We start from the raw sequence: 20,614 nt of genomic DNA, 5'->3' as shown, positions 1-20,614 counted from the left end.
CAGAATCGGCGCAACACGATCGCCGTACGAGATCGCCAAAGTAGCTGATCAAGCGCGGGAAATCGTTGCAACGACCCTGAAGCTCAACGCAACGAACGTCGACGATTCCATTGCAATGGATCGTGAGTGAACGCTAAGGGTGACAGTCGCACCCGGTCACCTGCGACGACGGCGTCAGGCGCTCCGCCCGAGGGTGTGCGATCACGGCCGGAGTCTGCATAGCCTGAGGCCAGGCCCCAGGGGGCTCCTGGAGGTGCCGATGCCCGGCCGCCCGCCGCAGCCAAGTCGAATGTGTCCGCGAAGACGGCCGCCCAGAAGACCACGGGGAGTCGGCCGTACCCTCCCGGCGCCGGAAGTCCGCCTGAACGGCGAGGAGAAGGAATCATGTCAGCGAAGCAGACCGTCTACCACGTCACAACATCCGGCGAACGAGCGGCCGCCGCGGGCGTGAAGTGGCAGGTCGCAGGCAGAGAAGGGCGCCGGGTGCTCCACGAGCCGCACCGAACGCAGCAGGACGCGATCGACTCCGCACGTGTCCGCGCCAAGGAACATACCCCCGCCCGGGTCGTCGTCCACGCCCGCGACGGACACATCCGTACCGCCTACACCTACGGCGACACCCCCTCAGCATCCCCTGCCGAGCGTGGCCACGGAGCAGAGGAACGCGGAGGCATGTTCTAGGACCGCCCCCGCCCCGCGAGTCCCGGCCGACGGCGACCCATCTCCGCCGACGCGGAATCCGGGCCGTGCCCCACAGCCCCCGACCACGCGGCTATACGAAGGCCCCCCGGCCCTCGCCCGCGACGCGCACAAACGACGCAACACGGTCGAGCGCTGCATCAATAGACTCAAGCCGTGGCGCGGCCTCGCCACCCACTACGACAAGGCCGCCACCATCTGCCTCGCCGAACTCCACCACGCCGCCATCTTCATCCGGTCAGCGAGATGATCTCGTCGAAGCGGCACCGGGCCGCCACCAGTTGCTGATCCGGCGCAACCGCACCACCGGTGAACTCGTCTGCTACCGCTGTCACTCCACCACGCGGGCCCGATAATGAAGATCACGACCTACAGCTGGAGAACTGGACCGACGACGGCGCCCCGTCCTGGCCGAGAGGCGGGTTCAGCCGCGGAGGAGTTCGGCGACGTGGGCGTAGGAGTCGTCCGCGTATCCGGCCGCCATGCCCCGGCGCGCGATCTCATGAGCGGCGGAGATCACCGTACTGTCGACGCCCCGGCTACGCGATGCCTCGAGGACATGGGACATGATCGCCGCCGCCGAGCGGAGGTTGGAGCCCCCGGCGGGGTAACTGCTGGTGTCGACCTGCTCGGCGAACGCGTCGATCACGTCGGGCAGGAGCGCGGCGACGCCCTTGGCGTAGGGGGCCAGGTCGGATGCGGTGACGCCCTCGGACCCGGCGAGGGCGAAGGCGTGGACGACGCCGGTCAGTGCCGTCCAGAAGATGTCGAGCAGTGCGACGTCATACGCCCCCGCACGGCCCGGGTCCGTGCCCAGGTGCACACAGGTGCCGCCAATGGCCTTGAGGGTGTCCCGGTGGCGTTCGTACAGGTCCGCCGGGCCGCTGTGGAGGACCAGGGTGGACGGGCCGCCGACGAGGTACGTCGGAACCATGATCGCGCCGTCGAGATAGCCGATGCCGTGCGCGTCGGCCCACTCGGCGGTGGCGCGGGCGTCGTCGGGGGTTCCGGCGGTGAGGTTGACCAGGGTCCGGCCCTTGAGCTCCGCGGCGTGCGGGGCGATGACGGCACGGACGGCTTCGTGGTCCAGCACGCAGATCACCACGAGGTCGCTCGCCGCGATCGCCTCCGCGGCGGTCCCGGCCTCGACGGCGCCGTTCTCCACCAGGCCGTCCGCCCGGCCCGGAGTACGGTTCCAGACGGTTGCGGAATGGCCCGCGGCCAGGAACGCGGAGACCAGGGCCCGGCCCATCGGGCCCAGGCCGAGAACGGTGACAGGGGAAGCAGACATGGGGAACTCCGAGGTCGTGACGGTGACCGATCCGCACACATGCGGGATGGGTGTGGCCGTCGGGGTGTTCGAGGGCAAGTGGAAGTCGTTCGTCATGTGGGCGCTCTCCGAGCGTCCGCGCCGCTTCGGGGAGACCAGGCGGCTGGTCACCGGCATCAGCGAGAAGGTGCTGACCCAGCAGCTCCGGGAGCTCCAGGCCGACGGGATCGTGCACCGGGAGGACTACGACGAGATGCCGCCCCGGGTCGAGTACTCGCTGACCGAACGGGGCCGTCGGCTCTACGAACTGCTGGAACTGCTCTCCGCCTGGGGTCGGGACCACCTGGCCGTGAGGACAGGGGCGGTATCGGATGACGGGCTTGGCGCGCCTCAACAAGACTTCCCGGTCGCCGGTCCTTGATCAAGTACGTACCTTCAGGTACGTGCCCACGTCGCCCTCCCGGCTTGGCGTTCGCGGCCCCGGGGCGGTACGCCGACGGCTGGCGACGGGGCCACCGGCCGCTCGCCGGGGTACGAGATCCGGTGGGACAGCGGGCAGCAACAGGCCCCTCCCGCCGGAAGGTCCAGCCCAGCAGAGGGCGACCAGGGCCGCCCTCACCGCCAAGGCAGACGCCGGCCTCAAGCTCTCCTGGAGCCGTGCCTCCTCGGCGCGCCAACTCCGGGATCTGGCACCACAGAAGCCAGGTCATGCCCACGACCGGAGTCAACTTCCCGCCCCAGCCACGGCCGTTGGCAGTCTCCAGTGCGCGGGGACAGCCGAGATCCGAACGGCGACAACTACCAGCCCAGAAGCATGGGTCCCCGCCTCCGTCACGGAGACTGCTCACGCTCAGGGGCACAGGCAGCAACCCGTCAGGAGCCCGCGACTGGATCCCGGGACGTGCGCAGCTGCTGCCTCTCGGCGAACGAGCACTATCCACTGACGCTTACACGAAGCTCGTGGCCTCCCCCGGCACACGGCCGGCTCCGGGCGACTGGACCGACGCCCAGGGCTGGCGGACCTGCCCATCCGCGTTTGCCGAGGTGACGCATGCTTCGTATGCCGGCCACACCCCGATCGGCAGCGGTCGGGCCAGGTGAGCCCACTGACCGCAGCCATACGTTGCCCCATCCCGCAACTCTCCCCAGGCGTTCTGCCCTAATTTGCGGCCGTATTGAAGCCTGTTCTAGACTCATGGACGGTCGAGAAACAGGGGACTCAGCCGGTTGGGCGGGCCAAGAACCGGACTGTGATTGCGCCCCTCGACGTTTCCGGAATCCCGAGTCCGCGAGGACGTCACCGACAGGCGCGGAGCGCCCGGTGAGAAGCCTCCTCGCGTGACCCCCGCATAGCCCGTCGGCGTATAGCCGACTCCCCCCCACACGCCACGAGGAGCAACCATGCGCGTCCTCGAACGCTCGAATCCGCACCGGATGCGGCGCATGACGGCGGTCGCCGCGTCCGCAGTCGCCGTTGTGGCCCTCAGCGCCCCTGCCGCCACGTCTGCGCCCGCGACACCCTCAGCACGCGAAGGGACACCGTCCGGGGCTTCGCTCACGGCCGAAGTGCTCAAGAAGGCGCCCTCGCCATTCCTGTTCCATTACACATTCAACAATCACCTGAAGATAGGCGGCGGTAATTTCACCGTCGGCGGCCGGGTCTTCCTTGTCGTCAAGCTCAACAACGGCAGGGTGATGTTCAGTAGGTGGGTGACAGCGCAGCCGCACTCCATCACACCCGGCGGGGCCATCTACGTAGAGACGTCCGTCGCCTCTCCGTGCGGCGGCTCGGGGAACAACGGGTACGCCCGTGCGTTCGACAACACGACGCAGACCTGGTCGCCCAGACTCCCCGTACCGGTGTGCGTCCGGATCGACTGACAGAACCCCCGGGCGACGGTCGCCGTGGCAACGGCCGCGGACCCCGGAGCCCACTTCATGCAAGCCCACAGAGGCCTTCCCTCCCGGCCGTCAGCCGCAGCAGGCAGCGATGCGGTGACGACCCGGCGGGGGAAGGCCTCTCTCAGGTCCCTGATGGTCAGCCGTGAGGAAGCGATCATCCGAAGGCGACTGTGGTTCCTGGCATGGGCTTCGGGAATCAGCCATCAACTGGGCACTTGGACTGAGACGATTAGAGCCCGTTTCGGCATGCGACCGTGACGTGCGGCGACCGCGCCGTCAGCGCACGGCCCGCACTACGACCACGCGCGACGACAAGCCGCCCCCACCGCCTGGATTCCTCGTGGCTCAGCCCCTGATCGGCCGAACAAACCGGTGGTCGTTCATCCGGCTTCCCTGACACGCTCCGGGTGTGACCACGTTGTTCCTGATGGTCGGCCTACCGGGGGCCGGCAAGACCACGAGAGCCCGGCAACTCGCCGACGAGCACGGCGCACTGCGCCTGACGCCCGACGACTGGATGCTTCCCCTGTTCGGCGAGGCGGAGCCGGGCGGGAAGCGCGACGTGTTGGAGGGGCGCATGCTCTGGCTGGCCTTGGAGGCGGTCAGGCTGGGCACCAACGTCGTGGTGGACTACGGCTGCTGGTCCCGGGACGAGCGGTTCGCGATCCGCTGGTTGGCCGAGGCCGAGGGCGTGCGCTTCCGCATGATCTATCTGCCCGTGGACGATGAGACCCAGCGCGCCCGGATCGCCCATCGCTGGGCGACCGCCGCCGGGGAGACGCTCCCGATGACTGAGGCCGACATCCTGCACGGACGGGCCCACTTCGAGGAGCCCGACGAAGCGGAGCTGGGAGGCTGCATGGTCTCCGACCCGCCCAGCGGATGGGTGGGCTGGCGGGAGTGGGCTGCGGACCGGTGGCCGTCCTTTACATGACTGCTCGCCGTCTGATTCGCCTAGCGGAGCGCGCCGCGTGGCGGTGTCGACTCCCAGGCTGGAGGATCGTTCTTGGAGCCCGCCCGGGCGCCCTTCGCACGTCGACCGGGCGGGCCGTTGCATTGCGCGCTGCTCGTCCGGCCGGTGCATCGGCAGCCGGAGCACCGGGCAGCTCTGCTGCCCGGTGACTCTCATCCGTGGCTGCTCGCCCACGTTGCCGATCCGATCCGTATGCGGCGCGGCGCACTGCCCGAGCGCGGGGCCGGCCACGGGTTGCGGCCGAGGTGCCGCCGAGCTGACGAGCCGACGAGAAGACCGGTGGTCAGAGCACCGCGGAGCGCTGCCCCGCCGGTGGGGTGACGATGTCCTCCGTGGGAGGTGTTGCGAGCACTCCCCGAACGAATCGCAGCGAGTACAGGCCGATGAAGACGACCGCCACGGCGACGAGCACGTACAGGCTCCACTTGGTCACCTGGTCCGCGGCTGCCGAAACGATCAGAACCACGATGGTCGCCAGCTGCCCGAAGACGCCGAACAGCGTGGCGTAGGCGGCAACCACCAGGCCCCAACCGTGGGCGACGGGCTTGAAACTCCTGAATACGCGCCCCTTCTCGTCCTTCTGCTCCGGCCAGCCCCAGTAGCAGGACGCGGAGTAGATGATGGGGGCGAAGAGGATCACCCCGCCGTAGAGGAGGTTCATCCCGAGGAACTGGCTGAGGGAAACGCCCGGTAGCCAGTCCGCCAGGAAGCCGGTGGTGCTCAGCACCGTGCCGAGAAGGGCTCCCAACGCGGTGATGTTAGTCAGCCAGCTGTCCTTGACCGACCACGGGGAGTCGATGTCCAGCGGCTCCGACTCCCAGTTCTCCCGTGGCTTGCCGAAGAACGTGGCCGGTACGGTCATCAGGAGACAGACCACCAGCGCGAGAGCGGCGGCGGTCAAGAGCGCGGCGGTGTACTCCGGCTCGCGTTCGGCTCCTCGGGTGAGGGTGAACCTCGTTGTGACAGGAGGGGTGTTCGGCGCCGAAACAACGAGGGTGCCCTCGCGGCCCACGCATTGCTCGGGCACGACGAGGTCAATGGCCACAGCTCTTGCCTGGTTGCCGCCGATGGCCTTCACCTGGTCGGTCTGCGAGGCCACGGCGGCGCCGGTGCGGGTGCAGACCTGGTCGTTCTCGCCGCCCGTGGCATCGAGGTACGCCGCGATCACCGGTGTGACGCTCGCCGGTCCGGAATTCGTGATCACGAGGGGCAGCGGGCCGTGGAGGTGGTCGCGTTTGGCGTGGTCGTCCAGCTCGACCTTCGCCGACTCCGGTCCCGTGACCGAGAGTCCCCCGTCGGCTGCGGCGGCCGGCAGCGCCGTCAGCATGCCGAGCGCCAGCGCCGCGGCGCCGTGGACAACACCGCCCAGAACGCCGGCCATGCCGCGGCGTGCAGATCGTGGTCGGGAGGAGAGGAGATGTGCCATCACACGTGCACTAAAGCGTCCGACCACCTCGAACGCCCGTGAAACGCCGAGGGGCGGTCGTCAACGGTGCCAAACTCACCCCCGATTGGTGGCTCAGGATGAGGAGATGCTCGGCGGTTCGAACTGCTCCGGCATCTGCGACGCGCGCGTCGGCAGGCCCGGCGCCACACCCTGACGGCGTACGAGAGCCGTGGGGGCCTGACGATGGCCTGCTCCCCCGCGCGAGCCGGCCTCGCACCGCGTGGGTGTGACCTGCCCGGGGGCACGATCGACGTCGGCAGGCACGGCCCGCTGGACGCTGTAGCAGCCTCGGCCTGCTCCCCGATCCGCCTGCTGAGCCGCCCTTCGCGCCGAGGGGTAGCCGTCTCCGTATACCGCGGGGCATACTCGAGACATGGCAGACACGACCGTCAAGATCGACGACACGACTCGAGACCGACTGAAAGCCCTGGCCGACGAAGCGGGCATGTCCATGAAGGACTATCTCGCGCAGGTGGCCGCCGAGAAGGAACAGGAGCGCCTCCAGGAGACTGCGACCGCCGCGTTCCGCCGCGCGATCAGCGCACCAGGGGTCATGGACCGGTTCGACGCCGACTTCGGCGGGCTCCCGCCGGTGACCAAGCACGAGACTTCGCGGGCGGCCTGACCACGTGGATCTGCACATCGACCACCGATGGCTCCTGGAGCGCCAGGAAGACATCCTTCGCAAAGACCTCACAGTCAACGACCTCTCGGTGCTGGTCGGCATGTCCACCCGCCATCGGGTGAACACCCCCCGTCTCGACCAGGCGGACCCCGACGCCTTCTGGCGCGCTGCTGTGCTCCTGGAGGAATGCGTCCTGCTGCGCCCCCTCCCCGCCCGGAACGAGCTCTACGGATACGGCATCGCCATCTCGTATCTGGAGGCCTCCGGCCACCGCGTGGATACTTCGTACGAGCCGTGGCGCGACCTCATCCACGAGATCCGGTCGCTGCGCCTGGACTCGTACGACATCGCCGATCGCCTGAGGTCCTGGCGCACCTCGTAGAGCGCCGTCGCCGGGTGGAGCAGCCGGGCACCCCCTCCACGCGCCCGGGCGGCGCTCTCGGTGTCAGCCACTGTCCGGACCGTCACGATGTGGAGAAGCGGTCGCCCCGTCACTCTCCACCAGTCGCCCTCCACCCGCCGGCGACGTACCGGGCGCCTGTGCGGTGGCGATGCGCGGGAGCGCGTCAGGGTGCTCCCGGCTGAGCCAGGCGACGAGTTCTTCTCGTACGGCGCAGCGCGTGCTCCACACGTCGTCGGCGTCCTTCGCGGTCACCAGCGCGCGGACCGTTATCCCGGTGGGGGAGGTCTCCGTGACGGCCAGGTCCCAGCCCCGGCGGTCCCAGGTGGGGCAGGTCTCCAGGAAGTCCCGGAGGTGTGCGCGCATCAGCGCGACGGGCGTGGAATGGTCACAGTGGACGAAGACCGTGCCGGTCATCTCCGAGCCGCCGCGTGACCAGTTCTCGAACGGACGGGAGGTGAAGTACGAGACGGGCAGCGTGACCCGACGCTCGTCCCAGGTCCGTACGGTGAGGAAGGTCAGCGTCACCTCCTCGACGAGCCCCCATTCGCCGTCGACCACGACCGTGTCGCCGATGCGCACCATGTCGCCGAACGCGATCTGGAACCCAGCGAAGAGGTTCCCGAGCGTCGACTGCGCAGCAACACCGGCCACGATGCCGATGATTCCCGCCGAGGCGAGCAGCGACGTGCCAAGGGCGCGGAAGGACGGGAAGGTCACCAGGGCGATGGCCGTGGCGATCACGCCGACCGCGACGGCCACCACGCGCATGATCAGCGTGACCTGGGTACGGACCCGGCGCACACGGGCGGGGTCTCGGGATCGTCCGGCGTAGCGCGCGTACGACGACTCGACGGTGGCGGAGGCCACACGTACGGCCAGCCAGGCGCCGCCGCCGATCAGGCACAGCAGCAAGACGTGGAGGACCGCCGCCCGGTGTTCCCGCAACGGCGCCCAGTCCGAGGCGCGGTGGGTCCACCTCAGCAGCGCGGTGAAAAGGACGACGTACAGCGGTGTGCGGCACCGGCGCAGCAGCCCCCAGAGCGGGGTCTCGGGATGGCGGGCGTCCGCATGCCGCAGGAACAGGTCCACCCCGCGGCCGGCGGCGAAGGTCACCAGCGCCGAGCCGCCCAGCACGAGCGCCAGTCGAAGAAGGCTCTCCATGTCTCCCCAGTCGATGAGTCGTACGCGTCCACAGGACCGTGCCTCTCGCCTCACCGCCGAACCGCTCGCCAAACACCCTGTGTCCCCGGTCTTGCAGCCCTGGCCGGACGTGACCGATGACCGATGCGACCGCGGACAGCCCTTTGGCCGTGGCTGGACAGGCCCAGCTGCCAGAAGCCGTCCCGTCGGGGCTCTGGGTCAACTCGTGTGCGGGCCCTCCAGACCGAGGACTTCCAGAAGGGGGTCACCCCACGTCGCCCACCGGCGCAGGTCGAGTCCGGCCAGGAGGTGAATGTTCCGCTCTGCGGCCAGGTCTTCAGCCGGTTGGGTGAACGAACCGTTGGTGACGGCAATGACGATGTCTACCGGCACGTCTCACGAAGCCGGCCTAGGAAGTCCTCACAAAACATTCTTCAGAACTGGTTGGCTCACGTGCCGGATTAATCCGTTCGACAGCACCCAGCGGCACCCGGCAGAGTGGCCGTCCGTGACAAGTAGTGAGCTGTGGACCCATGCGACCGCCGACCGCTACGACGCCGAGGAGAGCGAGATGTCCTCGGCCGCCGTTCTCGGACCGACTCTCGACTTTCTCGCCGAGCTCGCCGGAGACGGCCGGGCACTGGAGTTCGCCATCGGGACCGGTCGAGTGGGCGTCCCGTTGCGGGAACGCGGCGTGCCGGTGGTGGGCATCGAGCTGTCCGAGCACATGGCAGCCGTACTGCGCCGCAAGATCGACGAGGATACGCTCCCGGTGGCCATCGGGGACATGGCCACCACCGCCGTCCCCGGCAAGTTCACCCTGGTCTATCTCGTCTACAACACCATCACGAACCTGCTCACGCAGGACGAGCAGGTCGCGTGCTTCCGCAACGCCGCACGTCATCTGGAGCCCGGCGGCCGATTCGTCATCGAGCTGGGCGTGCCGCCGCTGCGGTTCCTGCCGCCCGGCCAGGTCGCGGTGCCGTTCGACGTCTCCGAGCGGCATCTGGGCTTCGACACCTTCGACCTCGTCGAGCAGATTCTCGTCTCGCACCACTGCACCCGCGAGGACGACGGCCGCTACCGTCGCGAAAACTCCCGGCACCGGTACGCCTGGCCGACAGAGCTCGACCTGATGGCACGGATCGCGGGGCTCGAGCTGGAACGCCGCGTCGCGGACTGGGACGGCTCGCCGTTCACCCAGGACTCCGGGAAGCACATCTCCGTGTGGCGCAAGCCAAGCTGAGGCCGGGCATGTGCTGTCCTGGGCTGCCTATCGGAGGTTGAGGGTCGCCAACGGATCAGCGTCGAACGCGACGCGTCCGACGAGCACCCGGCCCACACCCTCCGGAGGCGTCGCGCCTGCTGAGAGATCGTCTCGTTCGGCGTTCAACGCTCCGTGGCGGCGGAGCGGGCTGTGGGTGGACGATCCACGTGCACCGATTGATCAAGTGGGGGCACTGTGCCGATGAGTTCTGCATCCTCCCGGACAGCGCATGAACGGGCCCTTCGGCATGTCGCGGAACTGGCGTCGGGCCCTCCGATGGATCCGGCGCTGCGGGTGACCCTCAACTTCCACCCGGACCGTCTGGTGCACGGCAAGCCGATCCTGGATGCCATGGCCGAGGGTGGCGTCTACCGCTCGCAGTTCGTCACGGGGACCAGCAACGGTGGACTGACCGCGCATCCAGGTGGCGAACGATGGCGGTGGGAGAGCCGGATCTTCGCCGGGGCGTATGACGAAGCACCTGCTCATGAGCGCCCCGTCTACGGGGCGTTGAACTTCCGTCGCGAGCCGGCCGGCGGGGCGCCGCGGTTCGGCTCGGCCTACTTCCGGCTGGTTGCCGAGACGCTCGCGCGGACGACGTTCTGCTATCCGGACAGTTTCCTTGAACCTTCCGATTTCGGTGTCGCGGCCCGCATGGGGCTCATCGAGCTGGCCCTTGCCGATCGTCAGGACAAGCTCGACGACTACATCGAGGCTCAGGTGCACGGGCCGGTCCGGCTGCACTGTGACGTGGAGGCGCTGGTCATGGACTGCTGCTACCGAGGCACGATGGTCGAGGCGGCGGCTCTACGTCTTGGCTGCCCGGTGGAGTGGCACCCCGGCTTCCGGCTCGGAGTTGAAGAACTCCGGCGTCATCCCGGCTACCGCGGCCAGGAATACGTCGACTTGGGCACGCAGATCGCGGTCGACGGCATGCTCGACCCTCGGATCGTCGGAGATGCTGCCCGTGCCGGCCGCCATGACCCCCAGGCGATCAAGAAGGTGTGGCACTACTTGGCGCGATTCGGGGCGCGCCGGCAGGCGACTGACAGCCCGGTGACTCCGGCGCCGAGGGAGAACTATGTACCCGATGGCCTTCGTTAAGGGGGCTGGTGCCGGAAAGGGCTGCGGGAGTGATCGTGGCATTCCGTCCATCCGCTCATCGGCTACCGGAGACTGGCCAACGGAGACGATCCCTCAAGGGGCCGGTGAACTCACGGCCATGTGGTGCCAGTGGTGCCCGCAGCCATCGATACGGCACCGTGCCCGGCGCCTGGCATCCGCGATGGCGAGCAAGGCGATCAGCAGACGGAAGGCTTTCATACGCTCGTGCTGGGGGGTCAGCCCGGCAATCGTCCCCACTTGGTGCTCGATCCGTCCCCGAACGAGCAAGACCGCAGGAGTGTGTGTCGGCCGGAGACCGGAACGGCGGATGCTCTCCAGAGCTTCCTCAGGGGTGGGATGGGCCTGGAAGCAGAACCCCGCCAGCAGACGCAGCGTCGCCGTCTGCTCGTCCTCAGGGAGGGCGGCGAACCACTCAATCCCCTCGTCGAGCGGATGCAGGTCCTGGGCGAGCGCGTTCAGGTACTCCTCGGTGCCCGCTCTGTATCCCATGGCCTCCCGTCTCCTCGGATGTCCGCCCATCGTCATCCGTGGGAGCCCTCCACCGCATCTCTTTATCGTGGCCCGGAGCCAAACGACGACCCGCCCTCGATACGTCCGGCCCCGCCCCTCGCCAGCACAACTGCGGCCGCAGGGCGCATCAGTGAGCTCGCAGCGATCCGTGGAGCCAACCCCGTCGACTGCCCCAAAGTTCACCTCGGGCCACGCACCACTGGAAGGCAACGGACGGGGCTGCCAGACCACGCCACGGGATCCAGTGCCTTTATGACACCCGTGCTGCCATGTGTGTTGCACGGATACCCATTCGCCGGGTATCCGTGCATGCGACAGGATCAGACAGTCGACATCGCAGGACCCTGGTCAGCCGACAGGTGCCGTCGGTCGGGCGTCGCTCTCGGGCTCGGTCGGGTGGATGGTCCCGGCGGGCGGGTTGGCGGTGCGCCGCGCCCACAGCCCGTACAGGACCGCGGTGAACAACAGCCCGACGATCCAGGAGATGTCGGCGCCGTCGAGCTTCTTCGTGATCGCGCCGGTGTACAACTTGGTGGCCAGGAACGGGATCTGCACGGCGACGCCGAGGACGTAACAGGTCAGCGCGGTGACGTTCCAGCGGCCGTAGCGACCCTCCGGGTCGTACAGCGCGGGGATGTCGACGCGTTCGCGGGAGACCAGGTAGTAGTCGACCAGGTTGATCGCGCTCCAGGGGGTGAACACCATCAAGAGCAGAAGCACGAAGTTCTTGAAGTTGGTAAGGAAGTCGTCGCTTGCGGCGAGCGCGATGACCATCGACACCACGATGAAGCCGACGATGTAGGCGGCACGCGCTGCGGCCGAGACGCGCGAGCGGCCGTCGAACGACGTGACGGTGGTCAGGATCGACATGAAGCCGCCGTACGCGTTGAGGCAGTTGACGGTCAGCTTGCCGACCACGATCACCAGGTAGATGAGGAACGCGAGAGCCGCCGGGCCGGCCAGGTCGCCGAGAAACCCGACCTGGTCGGGCAGGAATGCCTTGCCCGCGACGGCTGCGGTGAGGGCGCCGAGCGTCATGGCCCACTGAGAGCCGATGACGGAACCGGCGAACGTCGACCAGAACGTCGCACGCGTGCTGGTGTCGCGCGGCAGGTAGCGCGAGTAGTCGGCGACGTAAGGGCCGAAGGTCAGCTGCCATCCCGCGCCCAGTCCCACGGCGAGAAGGAACGTCGCCGTCTCGAAGCCCTTGGTGCCGACGTGCGCGCCGACGTCGTACTGCGTGAACACCCGTATCAGCAGGTAGCCGAGGCCGAGCACCCCGACGACGGTCGCGATGCGGCCGGCGATGTGGATGAGCCGGTAGCCGGTGACGGCGACCACGGCGGTCAGTGCGCCGAAGATGAGGATGCCGACGTCCGCGTTGTCGATGTGCAGCATCTCGGAGACCGCCTGCCCGGCCAGCACGCTGCCGGTCGCGGCGAAGCCCAGGTACATGAGGATCACCAGCAGCAGCGGCAGGATCGCACCGTACACGCCGAACTGTGCGCGGCTGGAGATCATCTGCGGTACGCCGAGCCGCGGCCCCTGTGCGGAGTGCAGCGCCATCACGATCCCACCGAGGACGTTGCCGATCAGCAGAGCGAGTATCGCCCAGAGCGCATCGGCGCCGAAGACGACCGCGAGCGCACCGTCGACGATCGCGGTGATCTGCATGTTGGCGCCGAACCACAGGGTGAACTGGCTGCGCGGCGTGCCGTGCCGCTCGGCGTCCGGGATGACCTCGATGGTGCGTCGCTCCATCGCGAGTCGTTCCCCAGGGGCATGTTGGACCGGCATGTTGGTGACCTCTCCCCGCAGCGATTCCGGCGTGTCGGGTTGCCCCGCTGCCGCTGACCCAGGTTGTGCTGCGCCGAATCTGGCATAGGGGTGAACAGAGATCAAGGTCTTGAATGAACAATTTCAGAATCGGCTGTCGCGCCTATGCACGGCCCTGGTCCGGGCCACAGGAGGGCGGGGGTCCGCCATCCGGGGTCAGCACACACCGAGGGGGCGGACCGGGGATGTCCGACGTCGCCTGCCGCTACGCGCGCGGCGCGATGGCAGGCGAGTGATGGGCGCTGGACCGCCGCCGGAGCAGTCAAGCCGGAGCTACGGCCAAGCTCCCGGTGCGCCGAGCCCGCGATCGAGTGCACCCCTGCCCACTCGGGCCAAGTCCACTCCGTACGAGGGGTCTTGAGACACGCTTGCCGCAGCTCCGCGTCGGCTAGTCTCAGCGGCATGGCTGTGCGAAAGGGAATCGTCGCGCTCGCGTCACTCCTGGGGGCGCTCTGCGGTTCGGCGGTGACGGCGGGCGTGACGCCGGCGATCAGCGACGACGCCTCGGTGTCGGTCGAGTCGCGCTCGGCGGAGCCGCAGACGCGCGAGGACTCCATCCGCCAGTGGGAGGCCGCCCTGTCGAAGTCCGGGAAGCAGTTGCCGGCTGACGTGAACAAGATGACCGACAGGGAAGTCTTCGAGGCCATGTGGTCGGAGTGGCGAAAGTACCTCGTCCCCGAGAAGCAGCCGACCGCCCTCGTCGACTGATGCGAACCTGCGACGGGCCCCTCTCTGGAGGAGAGGGGCCGTCGCGATGCTTCTGTCTCCGAATCAGACGCTGTTGGCCATGTTGATCACTGCGGCCGCGTAGCTTCCGTGTTCGGAGGAGAACAGGTCGTCGTTGACGCGCTGCAGGGTGTCCCTGTCCTTCTCGCTGTGGCTGATGGCTCCGACGATGCGAGGATCGGCCTGATTCTCTCCCCACACGTACGCGCCACCGCTGGACCCCTCCCCCATGTCACAGTCGATCTTGATCCTGTCGTCGAAGGGGTTCAGGGAGCTCGCGTCGGTCGTGTCGCCTACGCAGTACATCGGCCGCTCCCCGTCGAGGTCGGAGCGGTTGTAGCCCTCGACCGGATAGCCCATCGTCGCCGTGTTCGCGTAGTCCGTCCTGTTCTCGGTGAACAGGTAGCCGAATGCGAACCCGACCGCATCCAGGAGAGTGCCGTGCGTGGGGTGCGAGTTGAGGACGATGGCGGCCATGTCGGCTTCATCCGAATCACCGTCCTGAGTCCAAGCCGTCGGTGCGAAGCGATGGGCGAAGGTCCACGACCCGAGGGGTTCCGCCCCATTCCGATACCCCGGAACGTACAAGAAGTGCTTCATCCAGCCGGCATCACCCGAGCCGTCACCGAGATGGACGCAGTGACCGGCGGTCCAGATGGTGTTCTCGTTGGCCGAGGTGATCGACGCCGCGCTGCAGTGGCTCGGCTTCCCGCTGGGCTCGAAGAAGAACAGTTTGCCGACGATGTTGTAGCCCGGACCGGTGGGGGCCTCTTGCGAGACCGGCATCGCAGGCATCGGTTCGGCCGCTGCTCTCGCCTGCGGCAAGGCGGCGCCCGCGCTGAAGCCCTGGGCGGGAGCCGACGCGGTCAGGTTCCGATCTGGCGCAACGCTCTTGGCAGCACCATCGCGTTCAGCGCGTGGCGCGGGAGCCTTGGCGGGGTTGCGGAGAGCTTCCTTCATGCGCTCCGGCGTCCACAGGGCACGTATCTGCTTGTCGGTCAGCTCACTCTTGCGGACGTCGACGACGGCGGAACCGCGATCCGTCGTGGCGGGAATCGCCGTGGCCGTGGCGGGGACCAGGACGGCGAGCAGGGAGGCAGCGGCGGTTGCTGCGGCGAAGCGGAGAAGGCGCACGAATGCCCTTTCACGGGGGGTCGTTGAAGATCTTCGCCCCGCATCGAATCACGCGCCGCTGACATGCACACCACACTTTCAAGCCGGGCCTCCCGGCGGGAATCGATCTCCCGCCCCTCCACCCTGGCCGCTTCCTGAGGGGTCACGAACCCGTACGCAGCACCAGAGCCGCGGGCGCAGTTGTGCGCCGACCAGCCCCAGTTCTTACGAGAGTTGAGCCGCCGCCGCCACTCGGCCAGGGAAGCGGCTCCGAACCGGGGCTGCGCGTCGGAACCACAAAGCACCGGCCCACGGCCCTATGGGATCAGTTCGCCGACCCGATGTTGAGTCGGCGATCTTGTCGTAGCGCGTAGGGCCGGAGGGGCCGACACTGCACCGCGCGAGGCGTCATCGCACGACCTCCAGGGTCTTCGCACATGACATGGAGGGTGAAGCAACGTTTCTGCGTAGGACGCCATTTCTGCTGCCTCACACGCCGCGGCCTGCCGGTCATGGCCTATCCCGGACGGTTCAGCACCCTTGCCTAGATCGCAGCCGGTCACCACCCTCAAGCCCCCGACGAACTCCGCGACCTGACCCTCGTCTCCCTCCACGTCCAAGGTCGATAGCGGCGCGGTCCGGCCGGCAAGTAGCCCTGTCCATGGCTTACGGACCGGGATCCAGCGGCCACTCCGGGGAGAGCCGTGTGAACTGGTGGCTGGTACGAGGTTGTTGTCGCGGCCGAGCCTCGGCAGGGTGGAGGCCCGTACCGTGAAGCCGCGTCGCCCATCGCCTCTCCATGTCGCGATATAGCGTTAGTCTTCTGCTCGCGCCGCTTCCTGCGTCGCGCTGAGAGACGTTCGACAGGACCAGGACGGAACCATGTCGGGAGAGATTTCGCCCACCGGGAAGCAATCCGGCCCCGCCTCGTCGCCCGATCTGCGAGCCTCTCATGCGGACCGGGACCGGGTGGTGGATGTGCTGCGCATCGCGGCGGGGGACGGTCGGCTGACCTCGGACGAACTGGACGAGCGCCTGGAGGCTGCCCTGTCGGCGCGGACTCTGAGCGAACTGGCCGTGCTCACCACCGACCTGCCGGAGGTGTCGACCGCCGCGGACGGTACTGCGGCGGAGCCCAAGGACGTCGTCCGGATCGAGCAGGTGTTCAGCGGCGCGGTCGAGCGAACGGGTCGATGGGTGCTGCCGCGCCGACTTGAGCTCGCGGTGACCTGGTGCGACGTGACGCTCGACTTCACCGAGGCCGTGATCACGCAGGACACCCTGCGGATCGACGTGGCCATGGCGGGGAAGAGCCTGACGCTGATCACCAGGCCGGGCGTCGAGGTCGATGTCGACGGCCTGACCCTGGTCCACTGCAAGCTCAGACACCGACGGATGCAAACGCCCCTGGACACACCGACCACGCTTCGCGTGGAGCTGGTCGGCCAGAAGGCTCACGGAAACGTGGTGGTGCGGCCCCCGCGTCGTACGTTCGGGCAGTGGCTGCTACGCAAGCCCGCGTCACTTCCGGCGGGCACGACTCCCTCTCTGTGAACTGCCGTACGCAGACCTGAGACGGCAGCAGGACGCAGCCGTCAGGTCGGCTGAGCAGCCTGTGGAACAACCGTGTCGAGGCCGCCTTCCGCCGCTATCCTGGGTCGGCTGGACATGGGGCGGCGGGCTCAGTACACGGGCAGCGGGGGCGCGATGTCGAACATCAGCACGGTACGTCCGGCTCCGCCGACACCCGGACCGACCGGGCCGGGGCGACTGGCCCGGCTACGTGCCGCCGTGGCCTCCCTCGCGCCGTTCACCGCGGCTCTCGTCGCCTTCACGTCCGTACTCGACTACGTACCGGACGATTGGTTCACGGCCGCGTTCCTGCACTATCTCTTCGCCGGGCTCTGCGCCCTGTGCGTCGGCCTGTCTCTGCGGCTTCTCACCCGCTTCGGCGGCCGGTCCGCCGCCCCGCAGCAGGCGCCGGACGCGACGGACGGGGTTTCGCAGCATCCCGCCGCCGCCGTGATACTGGGCGAGTCCGTGTCCGGTGTCGTGGCTGAGCATCGTGTCGTGAACCACCAGGGCACTCTGCTGCACGGCTGGTCCCAGTACCTCGACGACCCCGTGCCGCCCACCGCTGTCGGCACGGCCTACGGTCTGCGACTCGTGACGCTGCTCGACGTCCGCGACGGCCGGATCAGCCGGCACCGGCTCACACAGACCCTGCTGGCCCTGCAGAAGCCCGGCGGCGGCTGGGCCGCCAGCACGCAGCGCGAGCTCGGCAGGCCGGAGATCACCGCCTGGGTGCTGTCGGCACTCTGCCGCGCGGGGTTGGACGACGACCGGAAGGACGAGTTCGTCCGGGTGCTCGAGGGAATGCTCGACCCGGCTCTCGACCCCATCGGGATGAACAACACCACTGTGGTCGCCGCCGCCGTGTCCACACTGGCGGAGCTGGCCCCTGCCTCGCCCAGACTGCCGGAGCTCGCCCGGCGCCTCGTGGACGGCGGCCACAGTCGGGAGAGCTCCGGGCAGACCCTGACGCACTGGAGCGAGAGCCTGTCCGGCGGCGCGCACTCGGCCGTGCACACGGCCCGCGCCGTCACCGCCCTGCACCAGGCGGCGGCCGTGATCCACACCAACTCGGCATGGCTCAACGCGGCACGGGCGGGTGTGGCTTCGCTGTGCGAATCCGATATCTCTCTGCACACGACAGTCGAGCAGTTGCGCCGCCCCGTCGCCGACGGCAGCGTCGACGCGCTGTTCGTCGGCCATTTCACCGCGGCATGGGTCGCCCGCGCCATCATGAGCGGGGACGTGAGCCCGGCGCAGGAGGAGCGGCTGCGGGACGCGGTCGAAGACGTGCTGCGGGCCCGAAGAAACGCTCTCTGGCGCTGGCACGACGGCTCCGCGCCCATCTGGATGACGTACCAGGGCGCACGGGTACTGAAGGACTACGCGTTGAGGAACAGCACATGGCTTCGCTAGACCGCTATACCGGCGCCGGCCTCCGCGTGGCGACCTGGAACGTCCACGAAGGTGTTCCGGAGGGCGGGACCGACGACATCTTCCAAGGCGGCGGATCCCTGGACCACTCCCGCAGCGTCACCGACATGCTGCTGGAGGGCGCCATCGACGTCATCGGCATGCAGGAGGTCGGGTTCAGCGGCGAGGGCAGGTCCGAACTGCTCGACCTGATTCTCGAAACGACTCCCCTGCACCACATCGCCACCTTCCCGCTCCACGCGTCGTCGTTCTTTCCCGGCAGACTCAGCGGAGTCGCCATCGCGAGCCGCTTCCCGCTGCGAGACGTACACAGGCACCGGCTTCCCAACCCCGGGCTCTCGACTCGGTTCGGCGACGACGTCATCCACAGCCACGACAAGGGCCTCGTGTCCGCAGTCTGCGAGTCGGACTCCGGCGTCCGACTGGACATCGCGGCCGTGCACTCGTTCCCCTTCCATCTCTTCGGCAGGGATGCCACCGAGACCGAGTTCACGCCCGTCTGGAAGTCGCTCGCGGCACGACTGGGAGAGCTTTCTGCCCGGTCCCTGCTGGTGTGCGGGGACTTCAACGCCGAACACGCGGCCGGACTGCTCGCCGCTCGTGGCCTCTCGCTCGGCAGCGCGATGACGGGAACGACGACATATCGGGGCGCGGCGGTGGACGACGTGCTGCACGGCTCCGGATTCCGACTGATGTCGTCGTCGACCGTGCCGAACCTCTCGGACCACTGTCTGTGCCTGGCGAAGCTGCACTGGTCGGATCCTCCGTCCGGGCCCTCCTCCGGCTGACCGCCCCGTGTCCGCCCCCTCGCATGCGTCGAAGCAGCTCCCGGCAACGATCGACCGGGAGCTGACTGACCTCCTCGGCCCACCGAGAAGCCCATGGGAAGCGCCCGGCTTCTCGTACGCGGACGAACTCCTCGGCTGGGCCTCCCGATGGTCCTCACCCGAGCGGATACGGCAACTCGTGCAGGCCGTCTGCGAGGACCCGGCTCTCCTGTCGGCCTGCGCGGCGCGTTCCTTCCACCATCCGCTGGGCTTCGACAAGTTCGTGCTGCTCGTCGCGGATCGGTACGAGGTGCGGCTGCATGTGTGGTGGCCCGGGACGCGCGCGCTGCACGAGCACATTCACGATCACCGTTTCGCGTTCGCCTCGTGCACCCTGGCCGGCACGGTGAGATCCACGGTGTACGAGGAATCGCCGCACGGGGTCCTGATGGCGCGGTACCGGGAGAGCCGGACGGAGCGGGCCCGCGACTACGTCTTCCACGAACCGGAGCTGACCCGGGTGGTGGCGCTCCCTCCACGGCCCCATCCCTCAGGGACGGGCTACTTCCTGCGCCCGGACGTGCTGCACCGGGTCTGGCCGACGACGGACACGGGCACGGCCACCCTCGTGGTGAAGGTTCCGACGCCGCGCGCCACGACCACGGTCCTCATGGACCCGCTCGGCAAACCGCCCGCCCGGATCCGCCGCCGATTCCTTGACACGGAGACCACACGCGCCAGGCTTCTCCGGGCTGCCAAGTGGTGCGCGCGTGAGGTCTGACGACTCATGCTCGGTCGGCGGTGAGACGTCCCGCCGAGGAAGGCGCTTTGAACGTGGCTCCGCCGGACTTCGGTGAAGTCCCGGTTCGCGCGGCCCTGGCCACAGCAGACGCCCGGTCCGGATCACCGGTGCGCCTATCCGGGTCACTTCTGGGTGTCCCCCGAGCGCGAGACGCTCAGTGGGGGTAGGTCGTTTCGCGCAAGGTGACCCTGGGATCCATGAGGAGATCGGCTATGTACGCAGTCATCCGGCGTTATGAAGGAGTGACCGACTCTGCCGAGGCGGGACGCGTGGTGGACGAGGGTTTCGTGCCTCTCCTCCGCGGAGTCCCCGGTTTCGTGGCTTACTACTGGGTGAACGCCGGGGACGGAGTGATGGTCTCCACGAGCGTCTTCGAGGACCAGGTCGGGGCCGAAGAGTCGATCAGGCGGGCTGCGGACTTCGTCAGGGACAACCTCGCGACGCTGCTCCCCAACAGTCCTCAGGTCACGGCCGGCCCGGTTGTGGCTGCCGGGTAGCGTCCGGCTGGTGCCCATCGCGCCTCCCGCTCAACCTGCACGGCGGCGCCGGGCAGGTTCTCGGGCTCGGCCGGACGGCATGCGAAGGCTGCCGCGCCATGCCCTGGTGAATGCTGGGTGTGGATCGGCCGATGGAGTGCCTCGGAACGAAGAAGTTCCTGGTGATCTGCCGGAGCCCAGCGGCCTCAGCCGGGTGTGTCGCACGGGTGGCAGGTGGCATGTCGGACATCCGTCTCATGGCGCGACTGCCTGAGGATGATCGGCATGCCCCCCTCAATCCTGCCTCCCACGTGGCGCCGTACCGCCCGGCTCGTGCCGGTACTGAGCGTCGCGATGACGCTGGCCCTGGCACCCACTCAGATGTCCCGGGCCGCTGCGGAGGAAGCGAACGAGCCCACGCGCGCGGAGGCCCGCGTCTCGGCGTACCTCCGGGACGTCCGCGAGCGCCCCGAGGCCCTGGCCGCGTTCTTCAGGGCTCTGCCCAAGGGCGCGGACCTCCACAACCA

Annotated in this window: 21 protein-coding genes and 1 pseudogene; 15 read left to right on the top strand and 7 right to left on the bottom strand. The window is 68.5% G+C overall.

Translation table 11 applies throughout. The features are described 5' to 3' along the window. Positions 1 to 384 precede the first annotated feature (384 nt). Complete coding sequence (locus ACFQ7Q_RS21970) at positions 385 to 681, top strand: DUF2188 domain-containing protein (RefSeq protein ID WP_383557815.1); 297 nt, start codon at positions 385 to 387, stop codon at positions 679 to 681. 442 nt (positions 682 to 1,123) lie between these two features. Here the strand turns inward: ACFQ7Q_RS21970 and ACFQ7Q_RS21965 are convergent, their stop codons facing one another. Further along, on the bottom strand, positions 1,124 to 1,990 hold the full coding sequence (locus ACFQ7Q_RS21965) for an NAD(P)-dependent oxidoreductase (protein ID WP_383557812.1): 867 nt from the start codon (positions 1,988 to 1,990) through the stop codon (positions 1,124 to 1,126). On the opposite strand from ACFQ7Q_RS21965, the gene ACFQ7Q_RS21960 reads away from it, so the two are divergent. The 3 genes from ACFQ7Q_RS21960 to ACFQ7Q_RS21950 all read left to right on the top strand — a co-directional run bounded on the left by ACFQ7Q_RS21960 (position 1,989) and on the right by ACFQ7Q_RS21950 (position 4,805). Next, on the top strand, positions 1,989 to 2,390 hold the full coding sequence (locus ACFQ7Q_RS21960) for a helix-turn-helix domain-containing protein (protein WP_351316116.1): 402 nt from the start codon (positions 1,989 to 1,991) through the stop codon (positions 2,388 to 2,390). The two genes, ACFQ7Q_RS21965 and ACFQ7Q_RS21960, sit on opposite strands and share 2 nt — an antisense overlap. A 980-nt stretch (positions 2,391 to 3,370) precedes the next feature. Further along, a complete protein-coding gene (locus tag ACFQ7Q_RS21955) occupies positions 3,371 to 3,850 on the top strand; it encodes a hypothetical protein (RefSeq protein WP_383557809.1) in 480 nt (159 codons plus the stop codon). Positions 3,851 to 4,280: 430 nt separating this feature from the next. Continuing rightward, positions 4,281 to 4,805 carry an AAA family ATPase gene (locus ACFQ7Q_RS21950; RefSeq protein WP_383557806.1) on the top strand — a complete coding sequence of 175 codons (525 nt, stop codon included), beginning with the start codon at positions 4,281 to 4,283 and terminating at the stop codon, positions 4,803 to 4,805. Between the two features lie 322 nt (positions 4,806 to 5,127). On the opposite strand, the gene ACFQ7Q_RS21945 is transcribed toward ACFQ7Q_RS21950, so the two are convergent. Then, positions 5,128 to 6,225 (bottom strand): hypothetical protein, encoded by a 1,098-nt coding sequence (locus ACFQ7Q_RS21945; protein WP_383557803.1) that lies wholly within the window; start codon positions 6,223 to 6,225, stop codon positions 5,128 to 5,130. Between the two features lie 439 nt (positions 6,226 to 6,664). Between ACFQ7Q_RS21945 and ACFQ7Q_RS21940 the strand changes: the two genes are divergently transcribed. Together ACFQ7Q_RS21940 and ACFQ7Q_RS21935 are read left to right on the top strand one after the other, a co-directional pair. Beyond that, positions 6,665 to 6,916 carry an antitoxin MazE7 gene (locus tag ACFQ7Q_RS21940; protein ID WP_383557801.1) on the top strand — a complete coding sequence of 84 codons (252 nt, stop codon included), beginning with the start codon at positions 6,665 to 6,667 and terminating at the stop codon, positions 6,914 to 6,916. A 4-nt stretch (positions 6,917 to 6,920) separates the two neighbouring features. Beyond that, positions 6,921 to 7,298, top strand: coding sequence for a toxin Doc (locus ACFQ7Q_RS21935; protein WP_383557798.1), 378 nt, complete (start codon positions 6,921 to 6,923; stop codon positions 7,296 to 7,298). A gap of 63 nt (positions 7,299 to 7,361) precedes the next feature. Here ACFQ7Q_RS21935 and ACFQ7Q_RS21930 read toward each other — a convergent pair whose 3' ends face one another. Continuing rightward, complete coding sequence (locus ACFQ7Q_RS21930) at positions 7,362 to 8,480, bottom strand: mechanosensitive ion channel family protein (protein WP_383557796.1); 1,119 nt, start codon at positions 8,478 to 8,480, stop codon at positions 7,362 to 7,364. Positions 8,481 to 8,678: 198 nt separating this feature from the next. Next, positions 8,679 to 8,852, bottom strand: coding sequence for a restriction endonuclease (locus ACFQ7Q_RS21925; RefSeq protein ID WP_383557793.1), 174 nt, complete (start codon positions 8,850 to 8,852; stop codon positions 8,679 to 8,681). Positions 8,853 to 8,967: 115 nt separating this feature from the next. Here ACFQ7Q_RS21925 and ACFQ7Q_RS21920 point away from each other — a divergent pair, with 115 nt between their 5' ends. Both ACFQ7Q_RS21920 and ACFQ7Q_RS21915 read left to right on the top strand, forming a co-directional pair. Further along, positions 8,968 to 9,705, top strand: coding sequence for a class I SAM-dependent DNA methyltransferase (locus tag ACFQ7Q_RS21920; RefSeq protein ID WP_383557791.1), 738 nt, complete (start codon positions 8,968 to 8,970; stop codon positions 9,703 to 9,705). Positions 9,706 to 10,002: 297 nt separating this feature from the next. Further along, entirely contained in the window at positions 10,003 to 10,830 is an 828-nt protein-coding gene (locus tag ACFQ7Q_RS21915; protein WP_383557788.1) for a DUF3626 domain-containing protein, read from the top strand. A gap of 93 nt (positions 10,831 to 10,923) precedes the next feature. Here ACFQ7Q_RS21915 and ACFQ7Q_RS21910 read toward each other — a convergent pair whose 3' ends face one another. Together ACFQ7Q_RS21910 and ACFQ7Q_RS21905 are read right to left on the bottom strand one after the other, a co-directional pair. Continuing rightward, entirely contained in the window at positions 10,924 to 11,340 is a 417-nt protein-coding gene (locus ACFQ7Q_RS21910) for a DUF5958 family protein (protein WP_383557786.1), read from the bottom strand. 369 nt (positions 11,341 to 11,709) lie between these two features. Next, positions 11,710 to 13,122, bottom strand: coding sequence for a purine-cytosine permease family protein (locus ACFQ7Q_RS21905; RefSeq protein WP_383557784.1), 1,413 nt, complete (start codon positions 13,120 to 13,122; stop codon positions 11,710 to 11,712). A gap of 477 nt (positions 13,123 to 13,599) precedes the next feature. Between ACFQ7Q_RS21905 and ACFQ7Q_RS21900 the strand changes: the two genes are divergently transcribed. After that, positions 13,600 to 13,905: a hypothetical protein gene (locus tag ACFQ7Q_RS21900; RefSeq protein ID WP_383557781.1), complete on the top strand. Its 306-nt coding sequence runs from the start codon at positions 13,600 to 13,602 to the stop codon at positions 13,903 to 13,905. Positions 13,906 to 13,968: 63 nt separating this feature from the next. On the opposite strand, the gene ACFQ7Q_RS21895 is transcribed toward ACFQ7Q_RS21900, so the two are convergent. After that, positions 13,969 to 15,057 carry a trypsin-like serine peptidase gene (locus tag ACFQ7Q_RS21895; protein WP_383557779.1) on the bottom strand — a complete coding sequence of 363 codons (1,089 nt, stop codon included), beginning with the start codon at positions 15,055 to 15,057 and terminating at the stop codon, positions 13,969 to 13,971. Positions 15,058 to 15,918: 861 nt separating this feature from the next. On the opposite strand from ACFQ7Q_RS21895, the gene ACFQ7Q_RS21890 reads away from it, so the two are divergent. From ACFQ7Q_RS21890 to ACFQ7Q_RS21865, 6 genes and pseudogenes are all read left to right on the top strand, one after another. After that, on the top strand, positions 15,919 to 16,590 hold the full coding sequence (locus ACFQ7Q_RS21890) for a DUF1707 domain-containing protein (RefSeq protein WP_383557776.1): 672 nt from the start codon (positions 15,919 to 15,921) through the stop codon (positions 16,588 to 16,590). A 153-nt stretch (positions 16,591 to 16,743) separates the two neighbouring features. Next, positions 16,744 to 18,024 (top strand): hypothetical protein, encoded by a 1,281-nt coding sequence (locus ACFQ7Q_RS21885; RefSeq protein WP_383557773.1) that lies wholly within the window; start codon positions 16,744 to 16,746, stop codon positions 18,022 to 18,024. Continuing rightward, positions 18,012 to 18,830: an endonuclease/exonuclease/phosphatase family protein gene (locus tag ACFQ7Q_RS21880; protein WP_383557770.1), complete on the top strand. Its 819-nt coding sequence runs from the start codon at positions 18,012 to 18,014 to the stop codon at positions 18,828 to 18,830. Before ACFQ7Q_RS21885 ends, ACFQ7Q_RS21880 begins: the two co-directional genes overlap by 13 nt. Positions 18,831 to 18,837: 7 nt before the next feature. Beyond that, on the top strand, positions 18,838 to 19,590 hold the full coding sequence (locus tag ACFQ7Q_RS21875) for a hypothetical protein (RefSeq protein WP_383557767.1): 753 nt from the start codon (positions 18,838 to 18,840) through the stop codon (positions 19,588 to 19,590). A gap of 233 nt (positions 19,591 to 19,823) precedes the next feature. Continuing rightward, positions 19,824 to 20,108 (top strand): hypothetical protein, encoded by a 285-nt coding sequence (locus ACFQ7Q_RS21870; protein ID WP_383557764.1) that lies wholly within the window; start codon positions 19,824 to 19,826, stop codon positions 20,106 to 20,108. Positions 20,109 to 20,372: 264 nt separating this feature from the next. Further along, positions 20,373 to 20,614: pseudogene (locus ACFQ7Q_RS21865) on the top strand (adenosine deaminase); the annotation flags it as partial.

Origin of the sequence: Streptomyces sp. NPDC056527, assembly GCF_042794475.1 — a bacterium.
Lineage (GTDB): Bacteria > Actinomycetota > Actinomycetes > Streptomycetales > Streptomycetaceae > Streptomyces.
The sequence above is the reverse complement of the archived record's forward strand: the minus strand, read 5'-3'. Positions and strand labels throughout refer to the sequence as shown.

What these genes read in the sequence shown, in the direction of transcription:
- ACFQ7Q_RS21970 (WP_383557815.1), top strand. Translation starts at nt 385, where the DNA reads ATGTCAGCGAAGCAGACCGTCTACCACGTCACAACATCCGGCGAACGA.
- ACFQ7Q_RS21960 (WP_351316116.1), top strand. Translation starts at nt 1,989, where the DNA reads ATGGGGAACTCCGAGGTCGTGACGGTGACCGATCCGCACACATGCGGG.
- ACFQ7Q_RS21965 (WP_383557812.1), bottom strand. Translation starts at nt 1,990, where the DNA reads ATGTCTGCTTCCCCTGTCACCGTTCTCGGCCTGGGCCCGATGGGCCGG.
- ACFQ7Q_RS21955 (WP_383557809.1), top strand. Translation starts at nt 3,371, where the DNA reads ATGCGCGTCCTCGAACGCTCGAATCCGCACCGGATGCGGCGCATGACG.
- ACFQ7Q_RS21945 (WP_383557803.1), bottom strand. Translation starts at nt 6,225, where the DNA reads ATGGCCGGCGTTCTGGGCGGTGTTGTCCACGGCGCCGCGGCGCTGGCG.
- ACFQ7Q_RS21940 (WP_383557801.1), top strand. Translation starts at nt 6,665, where the DNA reads ATGGCAGACACGACCGTCAAGATCGACGACACGACTCGAGACCGACTG.
- ACFQ7Q_RS21930 (WP_383557796.1), bottom strand. Translation starts at nt 8,480, where the DNA reads ATGGAGAGCCTTCTTCGACTGGCGCTCGTGCTGGGCGGCTCGGCGCTG.
- ACFQ7Q_RS21915 (WP_383557788.1), top strand. Translation starts at nt 10,003, where the DNA reads ATGGATCCGGCGCTGCGGGTGACCCTCAACTTCCACCCGGACCGTCTG.
- ACFQ7Q_RS21910 (WP_383557786.1), bottom strand. Translation starts at nt 11,340, where the DNA reads ATGGGATACAGAGCGGGCACCGAGGAGTACCTGAACGCGCTCGCCCAG.
- ACFQ7Q_RS21905 (WP_383557784.1), bottom strand. Translation starts at nt 13,122, where the DNA reads ATGGAGCGACGCACCATCGAGGTCATCCCGGACGCCGAGCGGCACGGC.
- ACFQ7Q_RS21900 (WP_383557781.1), top strand. Translation starts at nt 13,600, where the DNA reads ATGGCTGTGCGAAAGGGAATCGTCGCGCTCGCGTCACTCCTGGGGGCG.
- ACFQ7Q_RS21890 (WP_383557776.1), top strand. Translation starts at nt 15,919, where the DNA reads ATGTCGGGAGAGATTTCGCCCACCGGGAAGCAATCCGGCCCCGCCTCG.
- ACFQ7Q_RS21885 (WP_383557773.1), top strand. Translation starts at nt 16,744, where the DNA reads ATGTCGAACATCAGCACGGTACGTCCGGCTCCGCCGACACCCGGACCG.
- ACFQ7Q_RS21880 (WP_383557770.1), top strand. Translation starts at nt 18,012, where the DNA reads ATGGCTTCGCTAGACCGCTATACCGGCGCCGGCCTCCGCGTGGCGACC.
- ACFQ7Q_RS21870 (WP_383557764.1), top strand. Translation starts at nt 19,824, where the DNA reads ATGTACGCAGTCATCCGGCGTTATGAAGGAGTGACCGACTCTGCCGAG.